This is a genomic window from Azospirillum sp. A29 (genome assembly GCF_042604625.1).
GTDB lineage: Bacteria > Pseudomonadota > Alphaproteobacteria > Azospirillales > Azospirillaceae > Azospirillum > Azospirillum palustre.
Window position 1 is genome coordinate 762,671 of sequence record NZ_CP170467.1, and the last position, 21,284, is coordinate 783,954.

At 65.4% G+C, this 21,284-nt stretch carries 25 protein-coding genes and 1 pseudogene; 19 read left to right on the forward strand and 7 right to left on the reverse strand.

Annotated features, from left to right (window positions below; translation table 11 throughout):
• Nucleotides 1-2: 2 nt before the first annotated feature.
• From nthA to ABNQ38_RS31620, 4 genes are read left to right on the forward strand one after another with little or no spacing between them, the layout of a single operon-like run.
• Nucleotides 3-623: a nitrile hydratase subunit alpha gene (gene nthA, locus ABNQ38_RS31605; protein WP_377810249.1), complete on the forward strand. Its 621-nt coding sequence runs from the start codon at nt 3-5 to the stop codon at nt 621-623.
• 25 nt (nt 624-648) lie between these two features.
• On the forward strand, nt 649-1,005 hold the full coding sequence (locus tag ABNQ38_RS31610) for a nitrile hydratase accessory protein (protein ID WP_377810250.1): 357 nt from the start codon (nt 649-651) through the stop codon (nt 1,003-1,005).
• 28 nt (nt 1,006-1,033) lie between these two features.
• The gene (locus ABNQ38_RS31615; protein WP_377810251.1) at nt 1,034-1,690 is read left to right on the forward strand and encodes an energy-coupling factor ABC transporter permease; all 657 of its coding nucleotides are present in this window, start codon (nt 1,034-1,036) and stop codon (nt 1,688-1,690) included.
• A gap of 5 nt (nt 1,691-1,695) precedes the next feature.
• On the forward strand, nt 1,696-2,718 hold the full coding sequence (locus ABNQ38_RS31620) for a GlxA family transcriptional regulator (RefSeq protein ID WP_377810252.1): 1,023 nt from the start codon (nt 1,696-1,698) through the stop codon (nt 2,716-2,718).
• A gap of 60 nt (nt 2,719-2,778) precedes the next feature.
• Here ABNQ38_RS31620 and ABNQ38_RS31625 read toward each other — a convergent pair whose 3' ends face one another.
• A complete protein-coding gene (locus tag ABNQ38_RS31625; RefSeq protein ID WP_377810253.1) occupies nt 2,779-3,747 on the reverse strand; it encodes a GlxA family transcriptional regulator in 969 nt (322 codons plus the stop codon).
• A gap of 222 nt (nt 3,748-3,969) precedes the next feature.
• On the opposite strand from ABNQ38_RS31625, the gene ABNQ38_RS31630 reads away from it, so the two are divergent.
• A complete protein-coding gene (locus ABNQ38_RS31630) occupies nt 3,970-4,611 on the forward strand; it encodes an HD domain-containing protein (protein WP_377810254.1) in 642 nt (213 codons plus the stop codon).
• A gap of 145 nt (nt 4,612-4,756) precedes the next feature.
• On the opposite strand, the gene ABNQ38_RS31635 is transcribed toward ABNQ38_RS31630, so the two are convergent.
• Entirely contained in the window at nt 4,757-6,169 is a 1,413-nt protein-coding gene (locus ABNQ38_RS31635; RefSeq protein ID WP_377810255.1) for a PLP-dependent aminotransferase family protein, read from the reverse strand.
• A gap of 90 nt (nt 6,170-6,259) precedes the next feature.
• On the opposite strand from ABNQ38_RS31635, the gene ABNQ38_RS31640 reads away from it, so the two are divergent.
• From ABNQ38_RS31640 to ABNQ38_RS31655, 4 genes and pseudogenes are all read left to right on the forward strand, one after another.
• The gene (locus tag ABNQ38_RS31640; protein WP_377810256.1) at nt 6,260-6,679 is read left to right on the forward strand and encodes a cupin domain-containing protein; all 420 of its coding nucleotides are present in this window, start codon (nt 6,260-6,262) and stop codon (nt 6,677-6,679) included.
• A 17-nt stretch (nt 6,680-6,696) separates the two neighbouring features.
• Complete coding sequence (locus tag ABNQ38_RS31645) at nt 6,697-7,152, forward strand: carboxymuconolactone decarboxylase family protein (protein ID WP_377810257.1); 456 nt, start codon at nt 6,697-6,699, stop codon at nt 7,150-7,152.
• Between the two features lie 49 nt (nt 7,153-7,201).
• Nucleotides 7,202-7,846 carry an HD domain-containing protein gene (locus tag ABNQ38_RS31650; protein WP_377810258.1) on the forward strand — a complete coding sequence of 215 codons (645 nt, stop codon included), beginning with the start codon at nt 7,202-7,204 and terminating at the stop codon, nt 7,844-7,846.
• A gap of 223 nt (nt 7,847-8,069) precedes the next feature.
• Nucleotides 8,070-9,027: pseudogene (locus tag ABNQ38_RS31655) on the forward strand (IS5 family transposase).
• A gap of 56 nt (nt 9,028-9,083) precedes the next feature.
• Here ABNQ38_RS31655 and ABNQ38_RS31660 read toward each other — a convergent pair.
• A complete protein-coding gene (locus ABNQ38_RS31660) occupies nt 9,084-9,977 on the reverse strand; it encodes a LysR substrate-binding domain-containing protein (protein ID WP_377810259.1) in 894 nt (297 codons plus the stop codon).
• 201 nt (nt 9,978-10,178) lie between these two features.
• Between ABNQ38_RS31660 and ABNQ38_RS31665 the strand changes: the two genes are divergently transcribed.
• The 9 genes from ABNQ38_RS31665 (at nt 10,179) to ABNQ38_RS31705 (ending at nt 17,875) form a co-directional block, all read left to right on the forward strand.
• The gene (locus ABNQ38_RS31665) at nt 10,179-10,922 is read left to right on the forward strand and encodes an ABC transporter permease (RefSeq protein WP_377810260.1); all 744 of its coding nucleotides are present in this window, start codon (nt 10,179-10,181) and stop codon (nt 10,920-10,922) included.
• Between the two features lie 2 nt (nt 10,923-10,924).
• Nucleotides 10,925-11,659 carry an ABC transporter permease gene (locus ABNQ38_RS31670; protein WP_377810261.1) on the forward strand — a complete coding sequence of 245 codons (735 nt, stop codon included), beginning with the start codon at nt 10,925-10,927 and terminating at the stop codon, nt 11,657-11,659.
• The gene (locus ABNQ38_RS31675; protein ID WP_377810262.1) at nt 11,652-12,434 is read left to right on the forward strand and encodes an ABC transporter ATP-binding protein; all 783 of its coding nucleotides are present in this window, start codon (nt 11,652-11,654) and stop codon (nt 12,432-12,434) included. The genes ABNQ38_RS31670 and ABNQ38_RS31675 overlap by 8 nt, the downstream gene beginning before the upstream one ends.
• Nucleotides 12,431-13,357, forward strand: a complete 927-nt coding sequence (locus ABNQ38_RS31680) for a lysine/arginine/ornithine ABC transporter substrate-binding protein (protein ID WP_377810263.1) — start codon at nt 12,431-12,433, stop codon at nt 13,355-13,357. Before ABNQ38_RS31675 ends, ABNQ38_RS31680 begins: the two co-directional genes overlap by 4 nt.
• Nucleotides 13,358-13,422: 65 nt before the next feature.
• The gene (locus ABNQ38_RS31685) at nt 13,423-14,559 is read left to right on the forward strand and encodes an NAD(P)/FAD-dependent oxidoreductase (RefSeq protein WP_377810264.1); all 1,137 of its coding nucleotides are present in this window, start codon (nt 13,423-13,425) and stop codon (nt 14,557-14,559) included.
• Nucleotides 14,540-14,845 (forward strand): (2Fe-2S)-binding protein, encoded by a 306-nt coding sequence (locus ABNQ38_RS31690; RefSeq protein ID WP_377810265.1) that lies wholly within the window; start codon nt 14,540-14,542, stop codon nt 14,843-14,845. Before ABNQ38_RS31685 ends, ABNQ38_RS31690 begins: the two co-directional genes overlap by 20 nt.
• Nucleotides 14,842-16,320: an FAD-dependent oxidoreductase gene (locus ABNQ38_RS31695; protein WP_377810266.1), complete on the forward strand. Its 1,479-nt coding sequence runs from the start codon at nt 14,842-14,844 to the stop codon at nt 16,318-16,320. Before ABNQ38_RS31690 ends, ABNQ38_RS31695 begins: the two co-directional genes overlap by 4 nt.
• A gap of 40 nt (nt 16,321-16,360) precedes the next feature.
• The gene (locus tag ABNQ38_RS31700) at nt 16,361-16,705 is read left to right on the forward strand and encodes a RidA family protein (protein ID WP_377810267.1); all 345 of its coding nucleotides are present in this window, start codon (nt 16,361-16,363) and stop codon (nt 16,703-16,705) included.
• A gap of 12 nt (nt 16,706-16,717) precedes the next feature.
• Nucleotides 16,718-17,875 carry a mandelate racemase/muconate lactonizing enzyme family protein gene (locus ABNQ38_RS31705; protein ID WP_377810268.1) on the forward strand — a complete coding sequence of 386 codons (1,158 nt, stop codon included), beginning with the start codon at nt 16,718-16,720 and terminating at the stop codon, nt 17,873-17,875.
• 277 nt (nt 17,876-18,152) lie between these two features.
• Here ABNQ38_RS31705 and ABNQ38_RS31710 read toward each other — a convergent pair whose 3' ends face one another.
• From ABNQ38_RS31710 to ABNQ38_RS31720, 3 genes are read right to left on the reverse strand one after another with little or no spacing between them, the layout of a single operon-like run.
• On the reverse strand, nt 18,153-18,656 hold the full coding sequence (locus ABNQ38_RS31710; protein WP_377810269.1) for a LysR substrate-binding domain-containing protein: 504 nt from the start codon (nt 18,654-18,656) through the stop codon (nt 18,153-18,155).
• 13 nt (nt 18,657-18,669) lie between these two features.
• The gene (locus ABNQ38_RS31715) at nt 18,670-19,200 is read right to left on the reverse strand and encodes a transposase (RefSeq protein WP_377811131.1); all 531 of its coding nucleotides are present in this window, start codon (nt 19,198-19,200) and stop codon (nt 18,670-18,672) included.
• A gap of 3 nt (nt 19,201-19,203) precedes the next feature.
• Nucleotides 19,204-19,461, reverse strand: coding sequence for a hypothetical protein (locus ABNQ38_RS31720; RefSeq protein ID WP_377810270.1), 258 nt, complete (start codon nt 19,459-19,461; stop codon nt 19,204-19,206).
• A gap of 343 nt (nt 19,462-19,804) precedes the next feature.
• On the opposite strand from ABNQ38_RS31720, the gene ABNQ38_RS31725 reads away from it, so the two are divergent.
• The gene (locus tag ABNQ38_RS31725; protein WP_377810271.1) at nt 19,805-20,275 is read left to right on the forward strand and encodes a GNAT family N-acetyltransferase; all 471 of its coding nucleotides are present in this window, start codon (nt 19,805-19,807) and stop codon (nt 20,273-20,275) included.
• A gap of 41 nt (nt 20,276-20,316) precedes the next feature.
• Here the strand turns inward: ABNQ38_RS31725 and ABNQ38_RS31730 are convergent, their stop codons facing one another.
• Entirely contained in the window at nt 20,317-21,231 is a 915-nt protein-coding gene (locus ABNQ38_RS31730; protein ID WP_377810272.1) for a LysR substrate-binding domain-containing protein, read from the reverse strand.
• Nucleotides 21,232-21,284: the final 53 nt, after the last annotated feature.

Here is a 21,284-nt window from a genome sequence, read left to right on the forward strand (position 1 = left end):
CCATGACCGATCGCTTTCATCATCCCGATGACCGCGAAGCCCGGAGCGCCGCGCGTGTCCGCGCCCTGGAAGCGCTGCTCATCGAAAAGGGCATCATCACCAGCAGAACCGTGGACACGGTGCTGGACGTCTTCGAAACCAAAATGGGTCCGTTCAACGGCGCCAGGATCGTCGCCCGGGCCTGGGTCGATCCGGCCTTCAAGACGCGGCTCATCGAGGATGCGCCGGCTGCCATTGCCGAGATGACGGACCTGCCGGAAGGCATGGCCGGTGCCGAGGGCGAACACATGCGCGCCGTGGCGAATGGCGAAGGCGTTCACAATCTGGTCATCTGCACGCTCTGCTCCTGCTACCCCTGGCCGGTGCTGGGGCTGCCGCCCTACTGGTACAAGGATCCGACCTTCCGCAGCCGCGCTGCCCGAGAGCCGCGCGCGGTGCTGAAGGAGTTCGGGCTGGCCGTGCCCGAAAGCACGGAGGTCAAGGTCTGGGACAGCAGCGCGCAAATCCGCTGGTTCGTCGTTCCCGAGCGTCCCGCCGGGACCGAGGGCATGAGCGAAAGCGAACTCGCCGCCCTGGTCACGCCGGAAGCCATGATGGGCGTGGCGATGGCGACGTCCACATGAACCCAATCCGGCAGGAGAAACGGGTATGCTCACCCGCTTCGAACATTTCGCCCTGACCAGCATGGCCGGGGCCGGGGATTCCCCGCCCCGCGCCAACGGCTCTCTCTGCTTCGCGGAGGAGTGGGAGCGGTCGGCCTTCGGGGTGGCGCTCGCCCTGGCGCGGGAGGGCCATTTCGAATGGGAGGATTTCCGCCGGAACCTGATCGCCGCCATCGGTGACTGGGAACGGACCCAGTCCCCTGACGGTCCCTCCTGGAGCTACTACGAGCAGTGGCTGAGTGCCCTGGAGGCGACGATCCTCCAATCCGGGCTCGCGACGCCCGACGAGCTTTGCGCACACACAGCCGCTGCCACTGCGCCGGCCGACCCGCAATCGGCCTAATTCCACAGTCAAACATCGGGAGACGTCCATGCATATCGAACCCGGCATGCTGTCCGCCGCCAAGATCGTCGGCGCCGATGCCGCCGTACTCAGCCTTCTTGCCTCACACGCTCCGGCATTCCTGCGCCGGCCGCAGGAATGGATCAAAGCACTCCTGGCGGCCGCATTCTTCTCGGTCCTCATGGAGGTCTGGCACCAGCCGGTCGGTCCATCGGAGCTGCACTTCATCGGCGCCTCCGCCATCTATTTCATCTTCGGCTTCCGGGCGACCCTGTTCGGGTTCGGCATCGGCCTTGCGTTGCAGGGCCTGCTGTTCGAACCGCAGGATCTCGTGCATCTCGCCGTGAACTCGCTGTCGCTGATGGTGCCGCTGGTCGCCGCTCACACCATGGGCGGAAAGCGCCTGTTGGACGCCGGCGGGCTGACCTCGATCCGCTGGGCGTCGGTTCTGCGCTTCGACGCCGTCTACTATAGCGGTGTGGTCGCCATGGTCGGCTTCTGGCTGATGTTGGGCGAGGAGGCAACGCCGTTCGTGGACTGGGTGGTTTTCGCCGCCGCCTATCTGCCGGTGGTGCTGTGCGAACCGGCGATCAGTTGCGGGCTGCTGCGGGCGTTGGGCCGGCTGGGCGCCGGCAATCCCCTGCTTCGCGTCACCACGCTCCGCAGCCCTGCCCTTGCCCGATAATTGGCATGCCGAATACGATCGGGCGGCCAGGGCAATTCGGCCGCCCGACTGCAGGACGAGCGTTTCTCATGCGGATTGTGCTTCTCGCCCCTCCTGGGGTTCAGGCGTTGGATGTCGTGGGTCCGGCGGAGGTGTTCTGGGAGGCGGCGCGCCGCCTCGGCGATCCGAAGGCCTACGAGGTGCAGGTGATGGGCACCGCGGAGGGGCCGGTTTGCGGGACCGGTAGCCTGCGGTTCCTGGCCGATCGTTCCATCCACGATCCGGACCAGCCGATCGACACGTTGCTGATCGCCGGTGACCCGTCGTTCAAGGCCGTCGATCCGGCGGTGATCGACTGGCTCAGGCGTCGCGCGCCGCAAGCCCGCCGCTACGGCTCGATCTGCACGGGGGTGTTCCTTCTGGCGGCGACCGGGCTGCTGGATGGCCGGCGCGTCACCACCCATTGGGAATGCGCCGACAAGCTTCGTATCGACTTTCCGGCATTGACCGTTGATTCGGACCAGATCTTCATTCGCGACGGCAAGGTCTGTACCGCCGCCGGCGTCACGTCGGGCATCGACTTGGCGCTGTCCCTCCTGGAGGAGGATCACGGGCGGGACCTGGCACTGCTGGTCGCCCGCTACATGGTGATGTTCCTGAAGCGGCCCGGCGGGCAGTCGCAATTCAGCGCCCATCTCGCCGCACAAGCATCGAGCCGGACCGGAATCCAGAAGATCCAGGAGTATGTGCTGGACAACCTTTCCGCCGATCTGTCCGTGGATGCCTTGGCCGCCCAGGCCGGCATGAGTCCGGGGAATTTTGCCCGGGTGTTCAAGCGCGACGTCGGCCGACCCCCGGCCGATTTCGTTGAAGCCGCGCGGCTCGACGCGGCGCGCCGGATGCTGGTCGATTCCTCCACGCCGCTCCAGCGCATCGCCTATATTTGCGGCTTCGGTGACGCCGGCACCATGAGGCGCGCCTTCGTCCGCAGTCTCGGCATCACTCCGGCGGACTACCGGAAGCGCTTCCGCACGACGACAGCCTCCTGATCCATGGGTTGATCGGGGGAGGCGGCCATTCCGAATGCCGCAGCAACAGCGGGAAACTCCTTATCCTCCCCGACGAAAGCTTGCCCGGTATTGAGCGGGGGACACCCCAAACTTTTCGCTGAACACGATGCGCATCCGGTCAGCCGTACCGAAGCCGCAGTCGTGCGCCACGGTCTTGAGCGGGCGGTCGGTTGCCTCCAGCAGCATGCGGGCCGCGTCGATCCGGACGCCCTGGACGAAGTCGTGCGGCGTGATCCCGGTTTCCTGCACGAAGTGCCGGGCAAGATTGCGGGAACTCATGCCCACCTCGTCGGCGAGCGACCGAAGCGTGTGACGTTTTCCCAGGTTCGCCATGACATGGTCTTGGATGCGCGCGCTGACCGACGCCGGGTCCGCCGGCACGGTCAGATAGGGGCTGAACTGCGACTGTCCTCCTTGGCGCTGGGCCACCACCACCAACCGTTTTGCGACCGCTACGGCGACGCCGGCCCCGTGGCGCTGAGCCACGAGCGCCAGTGCGAGATCGATGCCTGCGGTCACGCCGGCGGATGTGACCAGCCGCCCGTCACGAACATAAATGCGGTCCGGCTCCACCTTGGCGGCGGGAAAGCGCTCGGCGAGGGCTTGCGCATTCTGCCAGTGGGTGGTCACGGTGTGACCGTCGAGCAGCCCGGCACAGCCGAGTGCGAAGGCTCCCGTGCAGATGGAGCCATAGACCTCCGCGCGGTCCGGCGCCGAGCGCAGCCAACCGGTGAGCCGCGCGTCCGGACCGGCGTTGGGCAAATGGGGGCCGCCGGCGACCAGCAGGATGCCGAAGTCCCCGGATGCGTCCTCGAAACTCACGTCCGCCAGCATCTGCATCCGGTTCGACGCGCGCAATGGCCTTCGGTCGGCGGCGATGAGGACCGTTTCGTATCGGTCCTCCGCCGGGAGGTAAGTGTTCGCTTCAGCGAAAACGTCGACGGGTCCGGCGACGTCCAGCGCCTGGACGCCCTCATGGATCACGATCGCAACCTTTTGAACAGCCACCGTCGCTCCAGTCGGTACTGGCACGAACCGACGTGCCATTGTCCTGATCTATAGGTCAGCCGGCATTGCGGTGTCGAGCTATAATCGGCAGAAATAAGTCGGCGATCACGCTGATGACTGTATTCTTACCCAGCATGATCCGCCCTCTCGACCGTAATGGTAATGTCCTCAGCGTGCGAATACACGAAGAGGCAACGCCGGTTCTTTTCAAGGAGTGCAATCATGTCCGAAATCATCGCCGGAATCCCTATTCCCGACAGCGCGATTACCCGCGCGGCGACCCAGCTTGTTCGCGATACGGAGGATGACCTGCTGTACAATCACAGCCGGCGGGTGTTCCTCTGGGGGGCGCTCACCGGCAATCGCCGTGGTCTCGCCTACGACGCCGAACTGCTCTATGTGGGCGCGATGTTCCACGATATGGGCCTGACCGACCGCCATTCGAGCGCCGATCTCCGGTTCGAGGTCGACGGCGCGAATGCAGCCCGCGAATTCCTTAGGGGGTATGGCGTCGCCGAACGCGACATCGAGGATGTGTGGACGGCAATCGCGCTCCACACCACGCCGGGCATCCCCGAGCACATGCGGCCGACGGTTGCCCTGGTGACGGCCGGTGTGGAAATGGACGTGCTGGGGATTGCCTATCACGATTTTACCCATGAGCAGCGTCATCATGTCTGCGCCCATCATCCACGCGAGGCGGACTTCAAGGAAAACATCATCGACCACTTCGCACAGGGAATCAGCGGAAAACCTCAGACCACCTTCGGCAACGTCAAGGCCGATGTTCTCGCGCTGAAGAAGCCGGGGTTCCAGCAGACGAACTTCTGCTCGATCATCCTCAATTCGGCGTGGCCGACCTGATCGGCTTTCCGAACCCGGCACAGACCATCCACTTGATGCGGCGCTGATCCCGGTCAGCGCCGCCGTTCAGGTTCTTTTGCGCTGCCGCAGCCGGGCGGCCGGGGCTTTGTGGTGCAGGCGCGCGACCTTCGGCGTGCCAAGCTCCTCACTTGAACCGCCGGACCGTTTCCAGGAGCCGGTCGCAAGACCGGGCAAGGTTCTTGGTCGGTGCGGTGGCGACACCCAGCAAAAGCCCGGATTCAGCATTGCCCGGCGGCGCATACCAGGGTGAAAGCGGTGCCGGAAACATGCCGAACGTCAGGGCTTCGCGCGCGATGGCGACATCCGGCGTTCCCTTCGGCAGTCTAAGCAGCACGGCCAAACCGGGAGCAGCGACAAGATCCGCGCCGACGGAGGCGTGAAGACAATCCAGAACGGCCTGCCGCTTGGTCGCATAAGCGCGCTTGGTGCGCCGGAGATGGCGCATGTAGTGGCCCTCGCGGATGAACTCGGCGGTCGCGATCTGCACCGCGGGTCCAGGCGGTGGTGCCAGACATGCCGCCACCTCGGCGAACCGGGAGGCCAACGCGACCGGGGCGACCACGAAGCCCAGTCGAAGGGTCGGGCTGATCGTCTTGCTGAATGAGCCGATGTGGATGACGCGCCCGCCTCGATCGAGCGAGGCGAGCGCCGGTGCGGCTCTTCCCGCCAGTTGCAGTTCGCTCAGATAATCGTCCTCGATCACCCAGACCCGGTTCGCGTCCGCCCATTCAAGGAGGCGAAGGCGCCGCTCCAGCGACAAGGTCGGCCCGAGCGGCGCCTGCTGTCCGGGGGTCACGACGACGAGCTTCGCGTCGGGATGATGGCGCAGCCCATGATCGACGTCGATTCCGTCCGCATCGACGGGAATCGGGGCCACCGCCAAACCTGCGAGTTCAAGTCCTTTCCTCGTCCATGGAAAGCCCGGGTTCTCGAACCAGGCGGACTGCCCGCCCAAGCCGAGCACGCTGAGCCCCAGACCGAGCCCTGCGCCGAACCCCCCGGTGACGATGACCTGCGACGGCGAACAGCCGATGCCGCGAGCGACAGCCAGATAGGCTGCGATCTCCCGCCTCAACTCATGCTCGCCGCGGGGGTCGGGATATGACGGGGGAACGCTCGCCTCGGCGCGGACGGCGTTCGCGCGAATGCGTGCGAACAAGGTTGCCGGGAAAGTCTCGGCCGCCGGTACGCCCATCTGAAAGAACGCAGGCCCCCGCGTCATTTCCAGGTAGGTCTCCAGGAACGACCCTGCGTCCGGCGGCGGTTCGCTCCTTGTGGCGGTGCGCGGCCGTTGAGCGACGCGCGTGCCCTTGGCGCGTGAGGCCTCGATCAACTGGGCGGCAGCGAGAGTCTCATAGGCGGTCCGCACCGTACCGCGCGCAACGCCGAGCTGGGCCGCAAGATCCTGCCAGGATGGCAGCCGTGCGCCGGGTTCCAGCACGCCATCCTCAATGGCTTTGGCAACACCCCTCCGGATCTGCTCCGACAGGGAGGCCTTGGCCGAACGGTCGAGAGTCAAGGCGAGCGGCTTGGTCATGTCACCATGGTACATGATTTCATCGCATTCTTGGGTCTTTTTCCTGGCTCAAAAAACCCGCATTTTCAGAGCGTCACAGGAGAAAGAGCCATGAAGAACCGCATCATTGCCCCTGCTGTCGTGGCCGTGCTCGTTGCGATCTTCGCCGGTCCTGCCCCGGCTCACGACACTCAAACCGAAACGGTGACGGCCAAGTTCGATCAGGCCATCGCCAACATTCCCGGCAAGTCGCTCCGCGTGGTCGAAGTGGAGTACGCGCCCGGCGCCGCTTCCCTGTCGCACACCCACGCAAAGTCCGCCTTCATCTACGCCTACGTGCTGTCCGGCGAGATCGAGTCGAGGGTGAACGACGGTGAAACCCGCCTCTACAAGGCGGGTGAGGGCTGGTCGGAAGTGCCGGGCGCGGTCCATTCCGTCAGCCGCAACGCCAGCAAGACCACGCCAGCGAAGCTGCTTGCCGTCTTTGTCGTCGACTCCGACGAGACCAAGCTCACCTTCCCCATCAAGTGAAAGAAGGAATCCGAACAATGACCAACAGGCTCGACTACAATCAAATCGCCCCTAACGGCGCCAAGGCACTGGGCGGTGTTTATGGCTATGTCATGCAGAGCGGCCTGCCCGGAGAGCTGGTGGATCTCGTCTACCTGCGAGTTTCTCAGATCAATAACTGTGCCTTCTGTCTCGACATGCACACGCGCGAACTCATCAAAAGAGGGGTGAAGGTCGAGAAGCTCGCGTTGGTGCAGGCCTGGAAGGAAGGCGGTCCTCTCTTCAGCCAGACCGAGCGCGCCGCCCTGGCCTGGGCCGAGACCGTGACGCTCGTTGCCGAGACCGGTGTTCCGGACGACGCCTACAACGCTGCACGGGAGGTGTTCGACGAGAAGCAGCTCGTCGACCTCACGATCGCGATCAGCCTGATGAACAGCTACAATCGCATGGCCATCAGCTTCCGGAACACGCCGCAGGCCGTTCTGGAGACCTGAACAAGCCACGACTCTGATGCAACGATCAGCATGGGAAGGAGTACAGACCATGGTGGCCGATGACATTTCGGACGTGAAAATTCCCGATAGCAGACTGGCCCGTGAGGTGACCCGGTTCATCCGGGATACGGAGAGCGATCTGCTCTTCCACCATTCGGTCCGGGTTTATTTCTGGGGAGCCATAGCGGGAAAGCGACGGCGCATGAGCTTCGATCCGGAGCTGCTCTATACGGCCTCCATGTTCCACGACATCGGCCTCACCGCGACCTACAAGAACAGCCAGCTGCGGTTCGAGGTGGACGGCGCCAACGCCGCGCGGGATTTCCTGCGGGCGCAGGGAATCTCGGACGGTGACATTGAAACGGTTTGGAATGCCGTTGCTCTTCACACGACGCCTGGCATTCCGGAATTCATGCGCCCGGAGATCGCGCTGGTGCAGGCGGGCGCCGGTATGGACGTGGCTGGCCGCGGCTACGACCAGTTTACGGATGACGAGCGTGACGCCGTTATCGCGGCCTTCCCCCGCGAAGCCGACTTCAAGCATGGGATCATCGACGCTTTCTATGAGGGTATGAAGCACCGCCCCAACAGCACCTTCGGTACCTTCAACGACGATTTCCTGGCAGCGAAGGATCCGGCGTTCCAGCGGGTGGATATGTGCAGCGTCATCCTCGCATCACCCTGGGCGCGCTGACCGAAGCAAGAAGCCGCGGAACGCCGGCGTCCTGGAACAGAACGGAGCCCCGGTCAGGCAGCCCTCCCAGGGCCACCTGTTGAAACCCATGGCATGACTGTCACGGACAGGGCATCCACCAACCTGAAAGCACCCTTGGCGGACGTTGGTGCAAAAAGGCCGGGCCGGTGGTGTTCGGGAGGCCAAGCGGGTATAGAGGCGGCCCGCTGAAGCCGAGCCTCCGATGCCGTACAAGGCCAATGAGCCCCGCCGCCACAAGATCCCGAAGGCCCGCTATCGTGTGGAGAATTGGGCGGCATACGACGCGGCGCTTCGCCGGCGCGGTGACTTGGCGGTGTGGGTGACGGCGGAGGCGATCGCCGCCTGCTACGGGCCGACGCGGCCGGCCGGCGCGCTACTCCGACGTCGCCATCGAGACCGGGCTGATGCTGCGTCTGGCGTTCGGTCGGCCATGACGGCAGACCGAGGGTTTGCTGGGCTCGCTCATGCGTCTGCTCGGCCTGGACCTGCCGGTTCCGGATCACACGACCTTCTCCCGGCGCAGCGCCAATCTGGAAGTCGCATCAGCGCTGGCCAGGACGCACGGGCCGGTCACGGTGGTCATCGACTCCACGGGGCTGAAGGTGTTCGGCAAGGGTGAGTGGCACCTGGAAAAGCACGGCGGCCAAGCGCGTCGGAGCTGGAGAAAGCTTCACTTGGCGGCCAATCCCGATACCGGCGAGATCCTGGCTTCGGAGCTGACGGGCAACGAGGAAGGTGACGCCTCTCTGGTCGGCCCACTGCTCGATCGGATCGCGCGCCCGATCAGCACAGTGTTGGCCGACGGCGCCTACGACGGCGAGCCCGTCTACCGCGCCCTGGCCGCCCACAGCCCCGCGGCGGAGGTGATCATCCCGCCGCGCTCCACCGCGGTGCCGAGCGACACGGCCAGAAGCGCTCCCAGCCAACGCGACAGTCACATCCAGAGGATCGTCGAACGTGGACGGTGTGGCTGGCAGCGGGATGTCCGCTACGGCCGCCGCTCCTTGGGCGAGGTGGCGATGATGCGCTACAAGCAACTGATCGGCCGTAGCCTCCGCGCCCGGAGTCTGCCCAACCAAAAGGCCGAGGCTACTGTCGCTTGCAAGGTCATGAACATCATGACCAGCTTGGGCATGCCGACCACCCGCAAGGTCACCTGATCATCACTGCCCCGAGGTGGACTCGTCGCGCCGATTTGCGCAACAAAGTCCCCCAGTCAGTCACGGCGTTCCGGCACCTCGCGATCATGGAATTCCCAGAACTCCTGGACGAAGCGGTCGACGATGGCCGACGCACCCTGGTTCGGTGGGCGGATCACCAGGAAACTCGCGTCGATGTAGACGCTGAAGGGGCGGGTGACAACGCCGCGCCCTTCGAACTCCCAAGCGGCGGTCGGGTCGATGATGGCGATGCCCGCTCCCTCGCTGACCAGCATCAACGCCGTATGGGAGAGCCGAGCTTCCAACGTGGGCAGGCGTGAGATTCCGGCAAGGGCCACATCGACCCTCGACGCAAAGATGGTTCCCGGCTCCAGGGAGATCATCCGTTGCCGGTCGAGGTCGGCCGGATGGATCAGCGCCTTCTGTGCCAGCGGGTGGTTCGCTGGAATCGCGACGACAGCGGCAAAGGGACGGGTTTCGATCAGAAAGCCCGGCCGGTCGAGTGGACCATCCGCGAAGCCGACATCGGCTTGGCCGGACGCGACCGCTTCGATAACCATGGACGAGGGGAGCCCGTTCAAGGCGGCGTACAGGTTGGATTTGTCGCGCAGGAAGCGCGCCAGGAATCGGGGAAGAATGCCGTTGCTGAGCGCCGGCATCGCGGCGATCCGCAAGGTTCCGGCGGCCTGACGGCTGATCTCCTCCGCGACGGCGGCGATCCGGTTCAAGCCGACGAAGGACCGCGTGACCTCCTTCATCAGCGTGACCGCCTCCTGGGTCGGGATGATCTGGTTGCCGCGCCGCTCGAACAGGCGCAGGCGGGTCGAATGCTCGAAATCGCGGATCAGGCGACTGACGGCGGGCTGGGTGATGGACAGCAGTTCCGCCGCCGTGGTCATCTGACCGGTCAGCATGACCGCGCGAAACGCTTCAACCTGTCGAAGATTCATCCTTCCACCATAACGTCTGCTTATTCACGACGAGCGATTTCGCATTTGACCGCATGCACGACCGTTGGACATCATGCGTCCAAGTGATGGTGCAGAAAAGCAGCTTTTTGCGATGGATTAAAGTCGCCGGAGGCAAATTTTCCATTCCGAAATCCGGAGCTACTCCAAGTCCCGGCGAGTAATGGCTGCAATAAAAGGTGCATGGACAACATGCATCCGGAACGAGAGGCAAAATTGCACGACTACGTCCAGCTCATGGGCTTTGCGCCCGGTGGGTGGGGCCGCGACATGCTCGCCGCAACCGGATTGACGGTGGCGATTGCAGTGTGCGGCTTCCTGACCAGCGTCCTGCTCGGCGCCTTGGGAGCCGCGGCCCTCCTGTCGCATCTTTCCATACTCCGCGCCGCCGGACGCCTCTACACGATGGTGTTGCGCGGCATTCCCGACCTCCTTGTCATTTATCTTTTTTACTTCGGCTCAAGCCAGCTTTTGGCCCTGCTGTCGGGCGGCTCCGGAGGGTTCATAGGCGCGCCGAGCTTCCTGACCGGCGTCCTGGCCATCGGCGTGGTGGCTGGCGCTTATCAGGCACAAATCTTCCGGGGGGCGGTTCAAGCCCTCTCCAAGGGAGAAATCGAAGCAGCACGAGCCTATGGGATGTCACCGGTCACATTGTTTCGCCGGATCGTTTTGCCTCAAGCGGTGCGCCACGCGATTCCTGGATCCGGCAACATCTGGCAGCTTGTCCTGAAGGAATCCGCTCTGATCTCGGTCATCGGGCTCGTCGAGCTGATGCGCCAAGCGCAGATTGGCGCCGGCTCCACCCGCCAGCCCTTCAGCTTCTTCCTGACCGCGGCCGCGCTGTACCTCGTCATCACATTCCTGTCGGGCATCGCCTTCCGCTCACTGGAAGCGCGCGCCACGCGCGGCATTCGCAAGGCGGTGTGACCATGATCGACACGTCATTCCTGGCCAGCACGCTGGCAACGCTGGTCAAGGGTATTCCGCTGACCGTCCAGCTGTCCCTGATATCGGTGTCGGTTGGCGCCATTCTGGCGTTCGGACTGGCGCTGATGCGGGTCAGCGGCAATGCGGCGCTCGATCTCAGCGCCCGCGCCTACATCTTCGTCTATCGCGGCACCCCGCTGCTGGTTCAGATTTACATCATCTATTACGGTCTGAGCCAATTTCCGGCGCTGCGTCACAGTTTCGCCTGGCCCTACCTGCGCGAAGCCTATTGGTGCGCGGTCATCGCGCTCGCTCTCAACACCGCCGCCTACAGCGCGGAAATCATCCGCGGCGGAATCCTGTCCGTCAACGCGGGGCAGGTTGAGGCGGCGCGGGCCTGCGGCATGTCGCAGGCGCTCATGTTCCGCCGGATCGTTCTGCCGCAGGCGCTTCGCCACATGCTGCCGGCTTACGGCAACGAAGTCATCCTGATGATCAAGTCAACCGCACTCGCATCGACCATAACGCTCATGGACGTTACCGGAATCGCGGCGAAGCTGGTGTCGGAGAGCTATCGACCCATCGAGGTCTTCATGATGGCCGGCGCGATCTACCTGCTTCTGACCTTCGTTGCCTCCCATGGTTTCACTCTTTTCGAACATGCGATCACGCCGGACCGCCGGCAGCCGGCAGCGCACCGACCGGCCGAGCCCCCGGAGATGCTGCAGCATGGCTGAGAGGATACCCGAACCTGTCCCCGCGGTCGCATTGAGCGGGATCCGCAAGAGCTACGGGTCGGTGGAGGTGCTGCACGGCGTTTCGCTCGCCGCGCATGAGGGTGAGGTGATCTCCATCGTCGGCTCCTCCGGCTCCGGGAAATCGACGCTGTTGCGGTGCGTGAACATGCTGGAGGTGCCCAACGACGGCACCGTCGCCATCCAGGGCGAGGAAATCCGCATCGACCGCAGGGCCGGCCGGCCACCCCGCCCGTCCGACGCCGCACAGGTCCAGCGTCTGCGATCCCGCGCCGCCATGGTGTTCCAATCCTTCAATCTCTGGTCCCACCTGACGATCCTCGAAAACATCATCGAAGCCCCGGTGCACGTTCAGGGGCGGGACCGCAAGGACTGCATCGCGGAGGGGGAAGCGCTGCTGGAGCGCGTCGGCATCGCCGCCAAACGCAATTTCTACCCGGCGCACCTGTCCGGCGGGCAGCAGCAGCGGGCGGCCATCGCGCGGGCGCTCGCCATGCATCCGGCGATCATGCTGTTCGATGAACCGACCTCGGCGCTGGACCCGGAGTTGGTGGGAGAGGTGCTGAAGGTGATGCGCGACCTCGCGGCCGAGGGCCGGACCATGCTGGTCGTGACGCACGAAATGGCGTTTGCCCGCGAGGTCTCGACCCGGACGGTTTTCCTGCACAAGGGAGTGATCGAAGAGGAAGGCTCCCCCGCCGACGTCTTCGCCCGGCCGCATTCCGAACGGTTCCGCCAGTTCCTCGCCCGCGCGTGATCGCCGGCAAGGAAGGCCCGTCCCCGGCCGCGAACCCGGACCGGGCCACGTTCCGCATCCCAAAACAAAATAGAAAGGGTGGCTTCATGTCGTTGAAACGGATCATCGCCGCATCGGTCCTCGCCTTGACCTCCTTCACCGCCCAGGCGGCGGAGCAGACCGTCCGGATCGCCACGGAAGGTGCCTATGCTCCCTGGAACTTCTCGGCCCCGAACGGCACCCTGCAGGGTTTCGAGATGGACCTCGCAAAGGTCCTCTGCGAACGCATGTCGGTGAGATGCGAGATCGTGGCGCAGAACTGGGATGGGATCATTCCGGCGCTGACCGCCCGCAAGTACGACGCGATCATGGCGGCGGTGAGCGTGACGCCCAAGCGGCAGGAGGTCATCGTCTTCAGCAAGCCCTACGCCGCCGGCATCAACGGCTTTGCCGTGCTGGCCGACAGCCCGCTGGCCAATATGCCGGGAACGGGCGAAAGCTATTCCCTCGACACGCAGGAGACCGCCGCCAAGGCGCGCATCGCCGAAATGGCCAAGGTCATGAAGGGCACGTCGACCGGCGTCCAGGGCTCCACGACGGCCTCGACCTTCATGGACACGTACTTCAATGGGGTGGTGAACCTGAAGGAGTACAAGTCGACCGAGGAGCATAACTTCGACCTGATGAACGGTCGCCTGGACGCGGTGCTCGCCAACGCCACCGTGCTGGCCGCCGCCCTGGAAAAGCCCGACATGAAGGGCGCAAAGCTGTCCGGCCCGCTGTTTTCGGGCGGCGTATTCGGCGTCATCGCGGTCGGCCTGCGCAAGGAGGACGCGGAACTGAAGGCCAGGTTCGACGCGGCCATCACCTCGGCCGTCGCGGACGGCACGGTCCGTGACCTGTCCATGAAGTGGTTCAAGGTGGACGTCAGCCCGCGCAGTTGAGCGTATCCGGCGCGGTGCGGCGTTCCGACGCCGCGCCGCCTCTCCCGGCGTGAATGGGACACGGTATGTCACGGTTTCTGGAATGCGACGTCGCCGTGATCGGCGGAGGGCTCGTCGGTGCGTCCATCGCCTTCGGCCTGTGCCGCAGCGGTGTGAGGCCGCTGGTCCTGGACGGCGAGGATCTCGATCTGCGCGCTTCACGGGCGAATTTCGCTCTGGTCTGGGTGCAAGGGAAGGGAGTCGGCGCGCCGCACTACGCGCTGTGGTCCCGGCAGTCGTCGTTGCTCTGGCCGCAGTTCGCGGCCCTGCTGCGGGACGCCACGGGAATCGACGTCGCCCTGAGCCAGCGGGGAGCCTTTTCCTTCGCCCTATCCTCGGCCGAGTTGGACCGCTGGCGCACGGAGATGGAAACCATCGCCGGTGAAACCGCTGGTGCTGCGGCTCCTTATGAAATTCTCGGGCACAACGAGCTGCGTGATCGCCTGCCCGCCATAGGCCCTGACGTGGTCGGCGCCGTCTTCTCCCCCGCGGACGGCCACGTCAATTCGCTGCGGCTGCTGCGGGCGCTTCACGCCGCCTTGAAGGCCGGCGGCGCGGACTACCGCGCGCGCCACACGGTGAAGGACATCGAACCCTTGAAGGCCGGGTTCCGGTTGTCCGGCGATTGGGGAACGGCGGTGGCCCGGCGCGTGGTGCTGGCGGCCGGCATCGGAAACGGGACGCTGGCGCCGAAGGTCGGTTTGGACGTTCCGTTGAAGCGCAGCAAGGGCCAGGTGCTGGTCACCGAGAAATGCGCGCCCTTCCTCCGCTTCGCCTCCGCCACCATACGCCAGACCGACGAGGGCGGGGTGATGATCGGCGACAGCGAGGAAACGGCGTCCACATCCATCGCCGCGCGCGCCGACATCAACGCCGTACTGGCGCAACGGGCGATCCGCACGTTCCCGCTGCTTGCCAACGTCAACGTCGTGCGCAGTTGGGCCGGTTTCCGCGTCAAGACCCTGGATGGGCTGCCGGTCTACGAAGAGTCGGCGTCGCATCCCGGCGCTTTTGCGGTGGCCTGCCATTCCGGCGTGACCCTGGCCGCGAGCCACGCGCTGGTTCTCGCGCCACAAATTGCAGCAGGCGCTCTGTCTTCCGACCTTGCCGTTTTCGATTCCAGGAGGTTCCCCAGGAGGTCCCATGTTCCGCAGACAGCATGAGCCGGCCGACCCGGTGCGTTTCACGTTCGACGGGCAGGTTATCGCCGCCGAGAGAGGAGAGACGGTCGCGGTGGCGTTGCTGGCCTCCGGCGTCCGCACGGTCCGCACGAGCGTCGTCGGCGGCGAACCGCGCGCGCCCTATTGCCTGATGGGCGTGTGCTTCGACTGTCTCGTCACCATTGACGGAGCGCAGAACCGGAATGGCTGCCTGACCGTTGCGCGGGACGGCATGCTGGTCGAAAGCCAGAGCGGCCGGCGCCGCGTTGGCGTGGAGACGGGCGCATGAGTGCGCGCACGCTCACCGCCGCGGCGGAGCTGGCCGGGCGCTACGACCTCGTGGTGGTCGGCGCCGGACCGGCGGGCCTCTCCGCCGCCACGGAAGCGGCGCGCGGCGGCGCGCAGGTCCTGCTGCTCGACGAGAATCCGACGCCTGGGGGGCAGATTTACCGGGCGATCACCCGGCGGGAGCCCGGACCGGACGACTGTCTGGGGCCGGACTACTGGGCGGGACGGACATTGACCGACGCGTTCGCCGCATCCACCCTCGACTATGCTCCGGGAGCGACCGTCTGGGGGCTGGAACCGGAAAGCGCGCCGTCCACCCCGATGGTCGGGGTCAGCCTGGGCGGAGCCGCCCGCCGCCTGCCAGCGCGCGCGGTCATCCTCGCGACCGGCGCCATGGAACGGCCGATGCCGGTGCCGGGCTGGACTCTGCCCGGCGTGATGACGGCAGGGGCCGCGCAGATCGCCTTGAAGACGGGAGGACTTGTTCCGCGGGGACGCGTCGTTCTGGCGGGCAGCGGTCCCCTCCTCTATCTGCTCGCTTGGCAGCTGGTGCAAGCCGGCGCGACGATCGCGGCCTTCCTCGACACCACGGACGCCCGGCAGCGCCGGGCGGCGCTCCGCCACGCGCCGGACTTCCTGCGCTCCCCCTATCTGGCGAAGGGGCTGGCGCTGTTCGTCAAGGTGCGCCGACGGGTGCGCGTGCACTCCGGCGTGACCGCGCTGTCCATCGCCGGGGATGAACGGACGAAGCGAATCACCTTCCGGCAGGGCGCCCGCGTGCGGAGCATCGACGCCGACTGCGTGTTTCTTCACCAGGGCGTGATTCCGTCCATCAACCTCGCCAGCGCCGCCGGTTGCAAGATCGTCTGGAACGAGGCCCAGCGCGCCTTCCAGCCGCACACGGATGCCTGCGGACGGACCACGACGCCCGGTCTGTACGTGGCGGGCGACGGAGCCGGCATCGGCGGAGCCCAGCACGCGGCGGTCGCCGGTCGGATCGCGGGCATCGTCGCGCTGGAAAGCCTCGGCCTGCTGTCCGCCGAAGAGCGGGATCGCGCGCTCGAACCGCTGCTGTGCGAACAGGCGCTCTATCGGCGCGGTCGCGCCTTCCTCGACACACTGTATCGACCGTCCCTTGCGTTCCGCGCACCGCAGGATCCCGAAACGATCGTTTGCCGGTGCGAGGATGTGCGTGCCGGTGCGCTGCGCGAGGCGATCGCCCTCGGCCTGCCGGGACCCAACCAGCTCAAGACCTTCCTGCGCTGCGGAATGGGCCCCTGCCAAGGGCGGCTTTGTGCCCAGACCGTTTCGGAGATCATGGCCGAGGAACGCGGCGTCAGCCCGTCCAAGATCGGCACCTACCGATGGCGCACGCCGGTCAAGCCGTTGCGCCTGTCCGAACTGGCCGCCCTTCCCACCCCGCCCGATGCGGTGTTCGCCGTGACGGGCGAGCGCCCCCCCGGCGGCGGACATTGATCCCGTCCACAGCACCCCACCACCAAAGGAAAAACCAGCGATGACCATCCGGCATCTGCGCACCCCGATCATGCACCGCGTCGTCGAACGCAACGGCATGGTCTTCGTCGGAGGCACCACCTGCGACGACGAAAGCCTGGACATGGCGGGCCAGACCCGCGAGATCCTGACTAAGATCGACGGCTATCTGGCCCTGGCCGGCAGCGACAAGTCCAAGCTGCTGTCCGCAACCATCTTCGTGACCGACCTTGGAAAGAAGCCGGACATGGACGCGGTCTGGAAGGAATGGCTGCCAGCCGAGGCCCTGCCGACCCGCGCCACCGTCGGCGTCGCCGATCTCGGGGGGACGACGATGATCGAAATCGTCGTCACCGCCCACATCTGACGGCCCGCCGCGATGCAGATCAAATCCGTCAAGATTTACACCGTCGAGGGCGGTGGGCTTCGGCCCGTCCTGGTCGAGATCGTCACCAAGGACGGCGTCAGCGGCTTTGGAGAAGCCGGCGTCGCCTACGGCTACGGCGCGTCTGCCGTCGCCGGCATGCTGAAGGACATGGCCGCCGAGATCATCGGGCGCGATGCCACCCAGATCCGCGCCATCTGGCAGGATCTCTATGATCAAGCCTTCTGGAGCAAAGGTGGTGGCGCCATCACCTTCGCGGCGCTGAGCGCCATCGAACTCGCGCTATGGGATGTCCTGGGCCAAGCCCTGTCCTTGCCGGTGCACCGGCTGCTCGGGGGGCCGGTGCGGCGATCGGTCAAGGTCTACGCCAACGGCTGGAACCACGAACACGACGACGTCGTGCGCTGGGCCAAGGCGGCGGCCCGGCCGCTGGCCGACGGCTACACCAGCCTGAAAGCCTATCCTCTCGCCCACGAACTTCCGGACGGCACCTTCCGCCATGTGTCCGCCCGCGCGGTGGACGATGGACGCTTCCGCCGCGCGGTCGAGCGGGTGAAGGCCCTGCGTGCGGAGGTCGGCCCGGAGGTCGAACTCATGCTCGACCTGTCGGGCGGCCTGTGCGACGACCAGTTGATCCGCTTCCTCGACGTCTGCGCCGGCCTTGACATCACATGGATCGAGGAGCCTCTGGATCCATTCAACCTCTCGGGCCTTCCGCGCATCGCCGCCAGGACGGGGATCTCCATCGCCGCCGGCGAACGGGTGTACGGCCGCGCCGGTTTCCGCAATCTGCTGGACACCGGTGCCGTCTCGATCATCATGCCGGACATCGGCAACTGCGGCGGTCTGCTGGAAGCTGTGCAGATCGCCGGCATGGCGGACACCCACAACGTCCGCGTCGCTCCGCACAATTGCGCGAGTTCCCTATGTTCGTCGGCGTCGCTGGTTCTGGCTTGCTTGCTGCCGAACACCATGAACCTGGAAGTGTATCCCTACTTCTCCGACCAGAACTCCTATGTGCCGGTCACAGAGAACCCGCCGGAAAGGGAGGTGCGAAACGGGTATGTCGCGCTTCCGGACCTACCGGGGTTGGGTGCAGTGGTCGACCGTGCGGCCATCGCCCCATTCCTCGCCGCTGACCTGTCGAACTGATCCCGCCGTTCGTCCGCTCCCGCTCCGCATCCACGCGGACGGGGGCGTTGCACGCCCCGCCCCAGGCCGCGGCGGAGCGTTCAGACGCTGCACATCCTACTCTCGTCGACATGGACCGAGCGCAGGTCATCCAGAAACGCGCGGACGACCTCTCCAAGATAATGGCGTTACCGGGTCACGACGTGAAAGAGCACTTCGTACTCCGTCAGGGTCGGATTCAGGGGGGTCAACAGCCCCTGGTCCGAATAGGGTTTGGCGAAGTGTTGCGGGAGATATCCTAAGTGATGCCCCAGAGTATCAGCATCGCCAGCGCCTCCATGTTGTCGGTTGCCGCCGTCATTCGCTGCGGCGGCGTGAATAACTGCGCTTCCGGAAGCGGATAAGTGCGCCATGCCGAATCATAGTCCCTGACCTCGTCCGGGGACAGGTTTCCGGCCTGAGCGTACAAAGGATGGTTCTTGCCGCAATAGGCGACCTGGCGCTCAACGAACAGCGGTGTGAAATGCAGGGACGGCACCCGGCGCCAGAAATAACCGATCGCGATGTCCAACGTACCGTTCAACAGGCACCCCTCCAACTCGATTGGAGAGCGGATCAGGATCGTCAATTTCACTGCTTCGTCACGCTGGCGAAACCGGGCGATGGCTTTACTGATACGGCTGTTCTGACTGAGCGGTGATTGGCCGATCATGCCGATGTTCAGATTGCCAACCAGCTTCTTGTCCAGATTGCGTGCCCGCAAGCTGAAATCGCTGATCGCATGCAGCAGGCTGCGGGCCAATGCGGCGAAGTGGTCACCCTTCGCGGTGAGGCGAAAGCGGTTCCGTCAGGTGTCGCGCCCCGCCTGAGCCGGTGATGCGAATGGCCCGGAGGGCGGTCGCCGTGAATGATGCGACGGCGAGTATGTCGCGCAGCGCGGCGACTCTCTGGACATGGATTGCCCGTCGGCGTGCCGCCGGGACGTGCTGCTTGCGCCGGGGCGCCGGGCGCAGAAAGTTGCGCACTTCGTCGTAAGCCCGGCAAAGCCGTGCGGCACTGACCGGCGACTTGAAGCCACGCATCGGGCGGGTGCGCCCTTTGACTCCGCGGTGATCTTGCTCCAAATGGTTGTTCTTGTATTTGGATTTTCGGTGCTCGACGTCCTCGCCGAACAGCTCGTCAGTCGCGGGTGGGTAGCCGGCGTGCTTGTCCGTGGTGATCGTCTCGGGGGTGATGCCAGTGACCTCGATAGCAGAGCGGAAGAAGGTTTCGGCGGCAGCCCGGTCGCGGGTAGCGCTGAGGAAGACATCAACCAGATTACCGTCGCTGTCGATGGCCCGGTACAGGTATTACCACTGACCCGCGACCTTGAGGTACGTTTCATCCACATACCAACTGCGGCCGATCTTACCTCGGCGGCGCTGGCGCAAAGCCTCGGTGAGCCGCGGCGCCAGCTTGGCCTCCCAGTCGCGCACCGCCTCGTGGCTGAAGACCAGCCCGCGTAACAGCAAGATTTCCGCCAGATCGCGCAGGCTGAGCTTGAGCTGCAGCCGACACAACACGATCAGGAACACCACGTCCGAAGGCAGTTGCAGCCGGTTCAGCACCGAGCCGGTGCGCTCATTGAATTGGCGCCGGCAGCCGTAGCAACGAAAGCGCCGATAGCCATGCGCTGTCCGATCCGAACGTTCGGTCGTGCTCGCCGACTGGCAATGTGGGCAACGCGTTCATCTCCTCCGCGATAGGAGGGTAGATCTGAGGAATGCCCACGCTCTCGGCAACTTGGCGCAAGCCCTGACAGAACCCTCGTGACTATGTTGATCGCCTCTGTCCTCGTGGCGCTCCCATGAAGTACTTGGCCCATAGTGCATCCCTCCAGTCCTACTGGTAGAATGCACCATCAAATGGCGGGACTACGCAGATGCCTATCACTCCTCTTCAGGCCCGCCCATGACGATCCGGCCATTCGATCCCGCCGAGGCGGAGCAGCTCGCCCGACTGTTCGAAGCGATGCAGGCGTACTACCGCGTCCCCTGCCCGCCCCATCCGGCGATTGTCGCCGACCTGCGCCGCCTTCCGCCGGGCAACCGGATCCTGGTTGCCGAGGCCGATGGCGTCCTGGCGGGCTTCGCCGCCTTCGCCGAGATCTGGCCCGGACCGGGATTGCGCAAGGGGTTGTTTCTCAAGGAACTCTACGTCGACGACGCCCATCGCGGCAAAGGTCTCGGCCGCGGCCTCGTCAAGGCGCTTGCCGCCCTCGCCCTGGCCGAAGGCCATTCCCGCGTCGATTGGACGGCCGACCGCAGCAACCCGGCGCTTCTCGCCTTCTACGACGCGACCGGTGCGCGGCGGGAGAACGGAAAGCTCTCCTACCGCCTGACCGGCAAGGCTATGGCCCATTTTGCCGGACGGGAGTCCTGAGAGCAGTCGGCAATCGAACGGCGCTCCAAGACAACGTTCGATCAGGCGCCGCCGGTCCAGGCGGCAGTCTCCCGTTCCGACCGCGCCGCCTCGGTGAGCGCCCAATCGCAAAAGGACTTCAACACCCCTTCGCGCGGCCGTGTCGATGGCGTCGTCAGCCAGTAGCAATTGCGGCTGTCGAAACCGAGGCCGAGCGGGTTGACGAGTTCGCCCGACTGGAGTTCCCGCGCGATCAGCACGCGCGGCACAAGGGCGAGCCCCTGGCCGCCGATCGCTCCGCGGATGACGAGCGCATAGTAGGACAGCGGGAACTGTTCCCGGCCGGGCGGAAGCTCGCGCCCATGGGCGGAGAAGAACTGCTCCCAGCCGAGCGGCGTCTGGGAATGGACAAGCAGGCGGTATCTGCCGATGTCGTCGAGACCGGCGATGCCGCCGCCGCGTTCCAGCGTCATCGGCGAACCGACCAGGGCGACATCGCGGCCGAGGAAATAGTCGGCGGCCCAACCGGGACAATCGCCCTTGCCGAAGCGGAATACCACGTCGATCCCGGGATGGCTTTCCCGCGACGCGTAGGTGACGAATTGAACGTCGACATCGGGATGCAGGTCGGTGAAGCCGATCAGCTTCTGCATGAACCAGCGGTCTCCCAGGATCGGCAGGACATGGAGGCGCAGGACCGGCCGGGTGTGGCGCAGCCGCGCCGTGCGGACGGCCGCGGTTTCCATTGCCCCGATCGCCACCCGCGCCTGTTCGGTGTAGATGATGCCTGCTTCGGTCGGCACCAGCCCATGCCGCGCGCGTTCGAAAAGCGTTAGTCCCACCAGCGTCTCCACCGCCTTCAGCTGCTTGCTCACCGCGCTCTGCGTCATGTTGAGGGCGACCGCCGCCGCCGACACGGTGCCGTGCTGCGACAGCGCAGCGACGACGCGGAGCGCCGTGGTGGTGGGGAGATGCAAACCGGCCTCCTCGGGTGACTATTCCGATTTGGAATACCATTGCGGAATTCAAT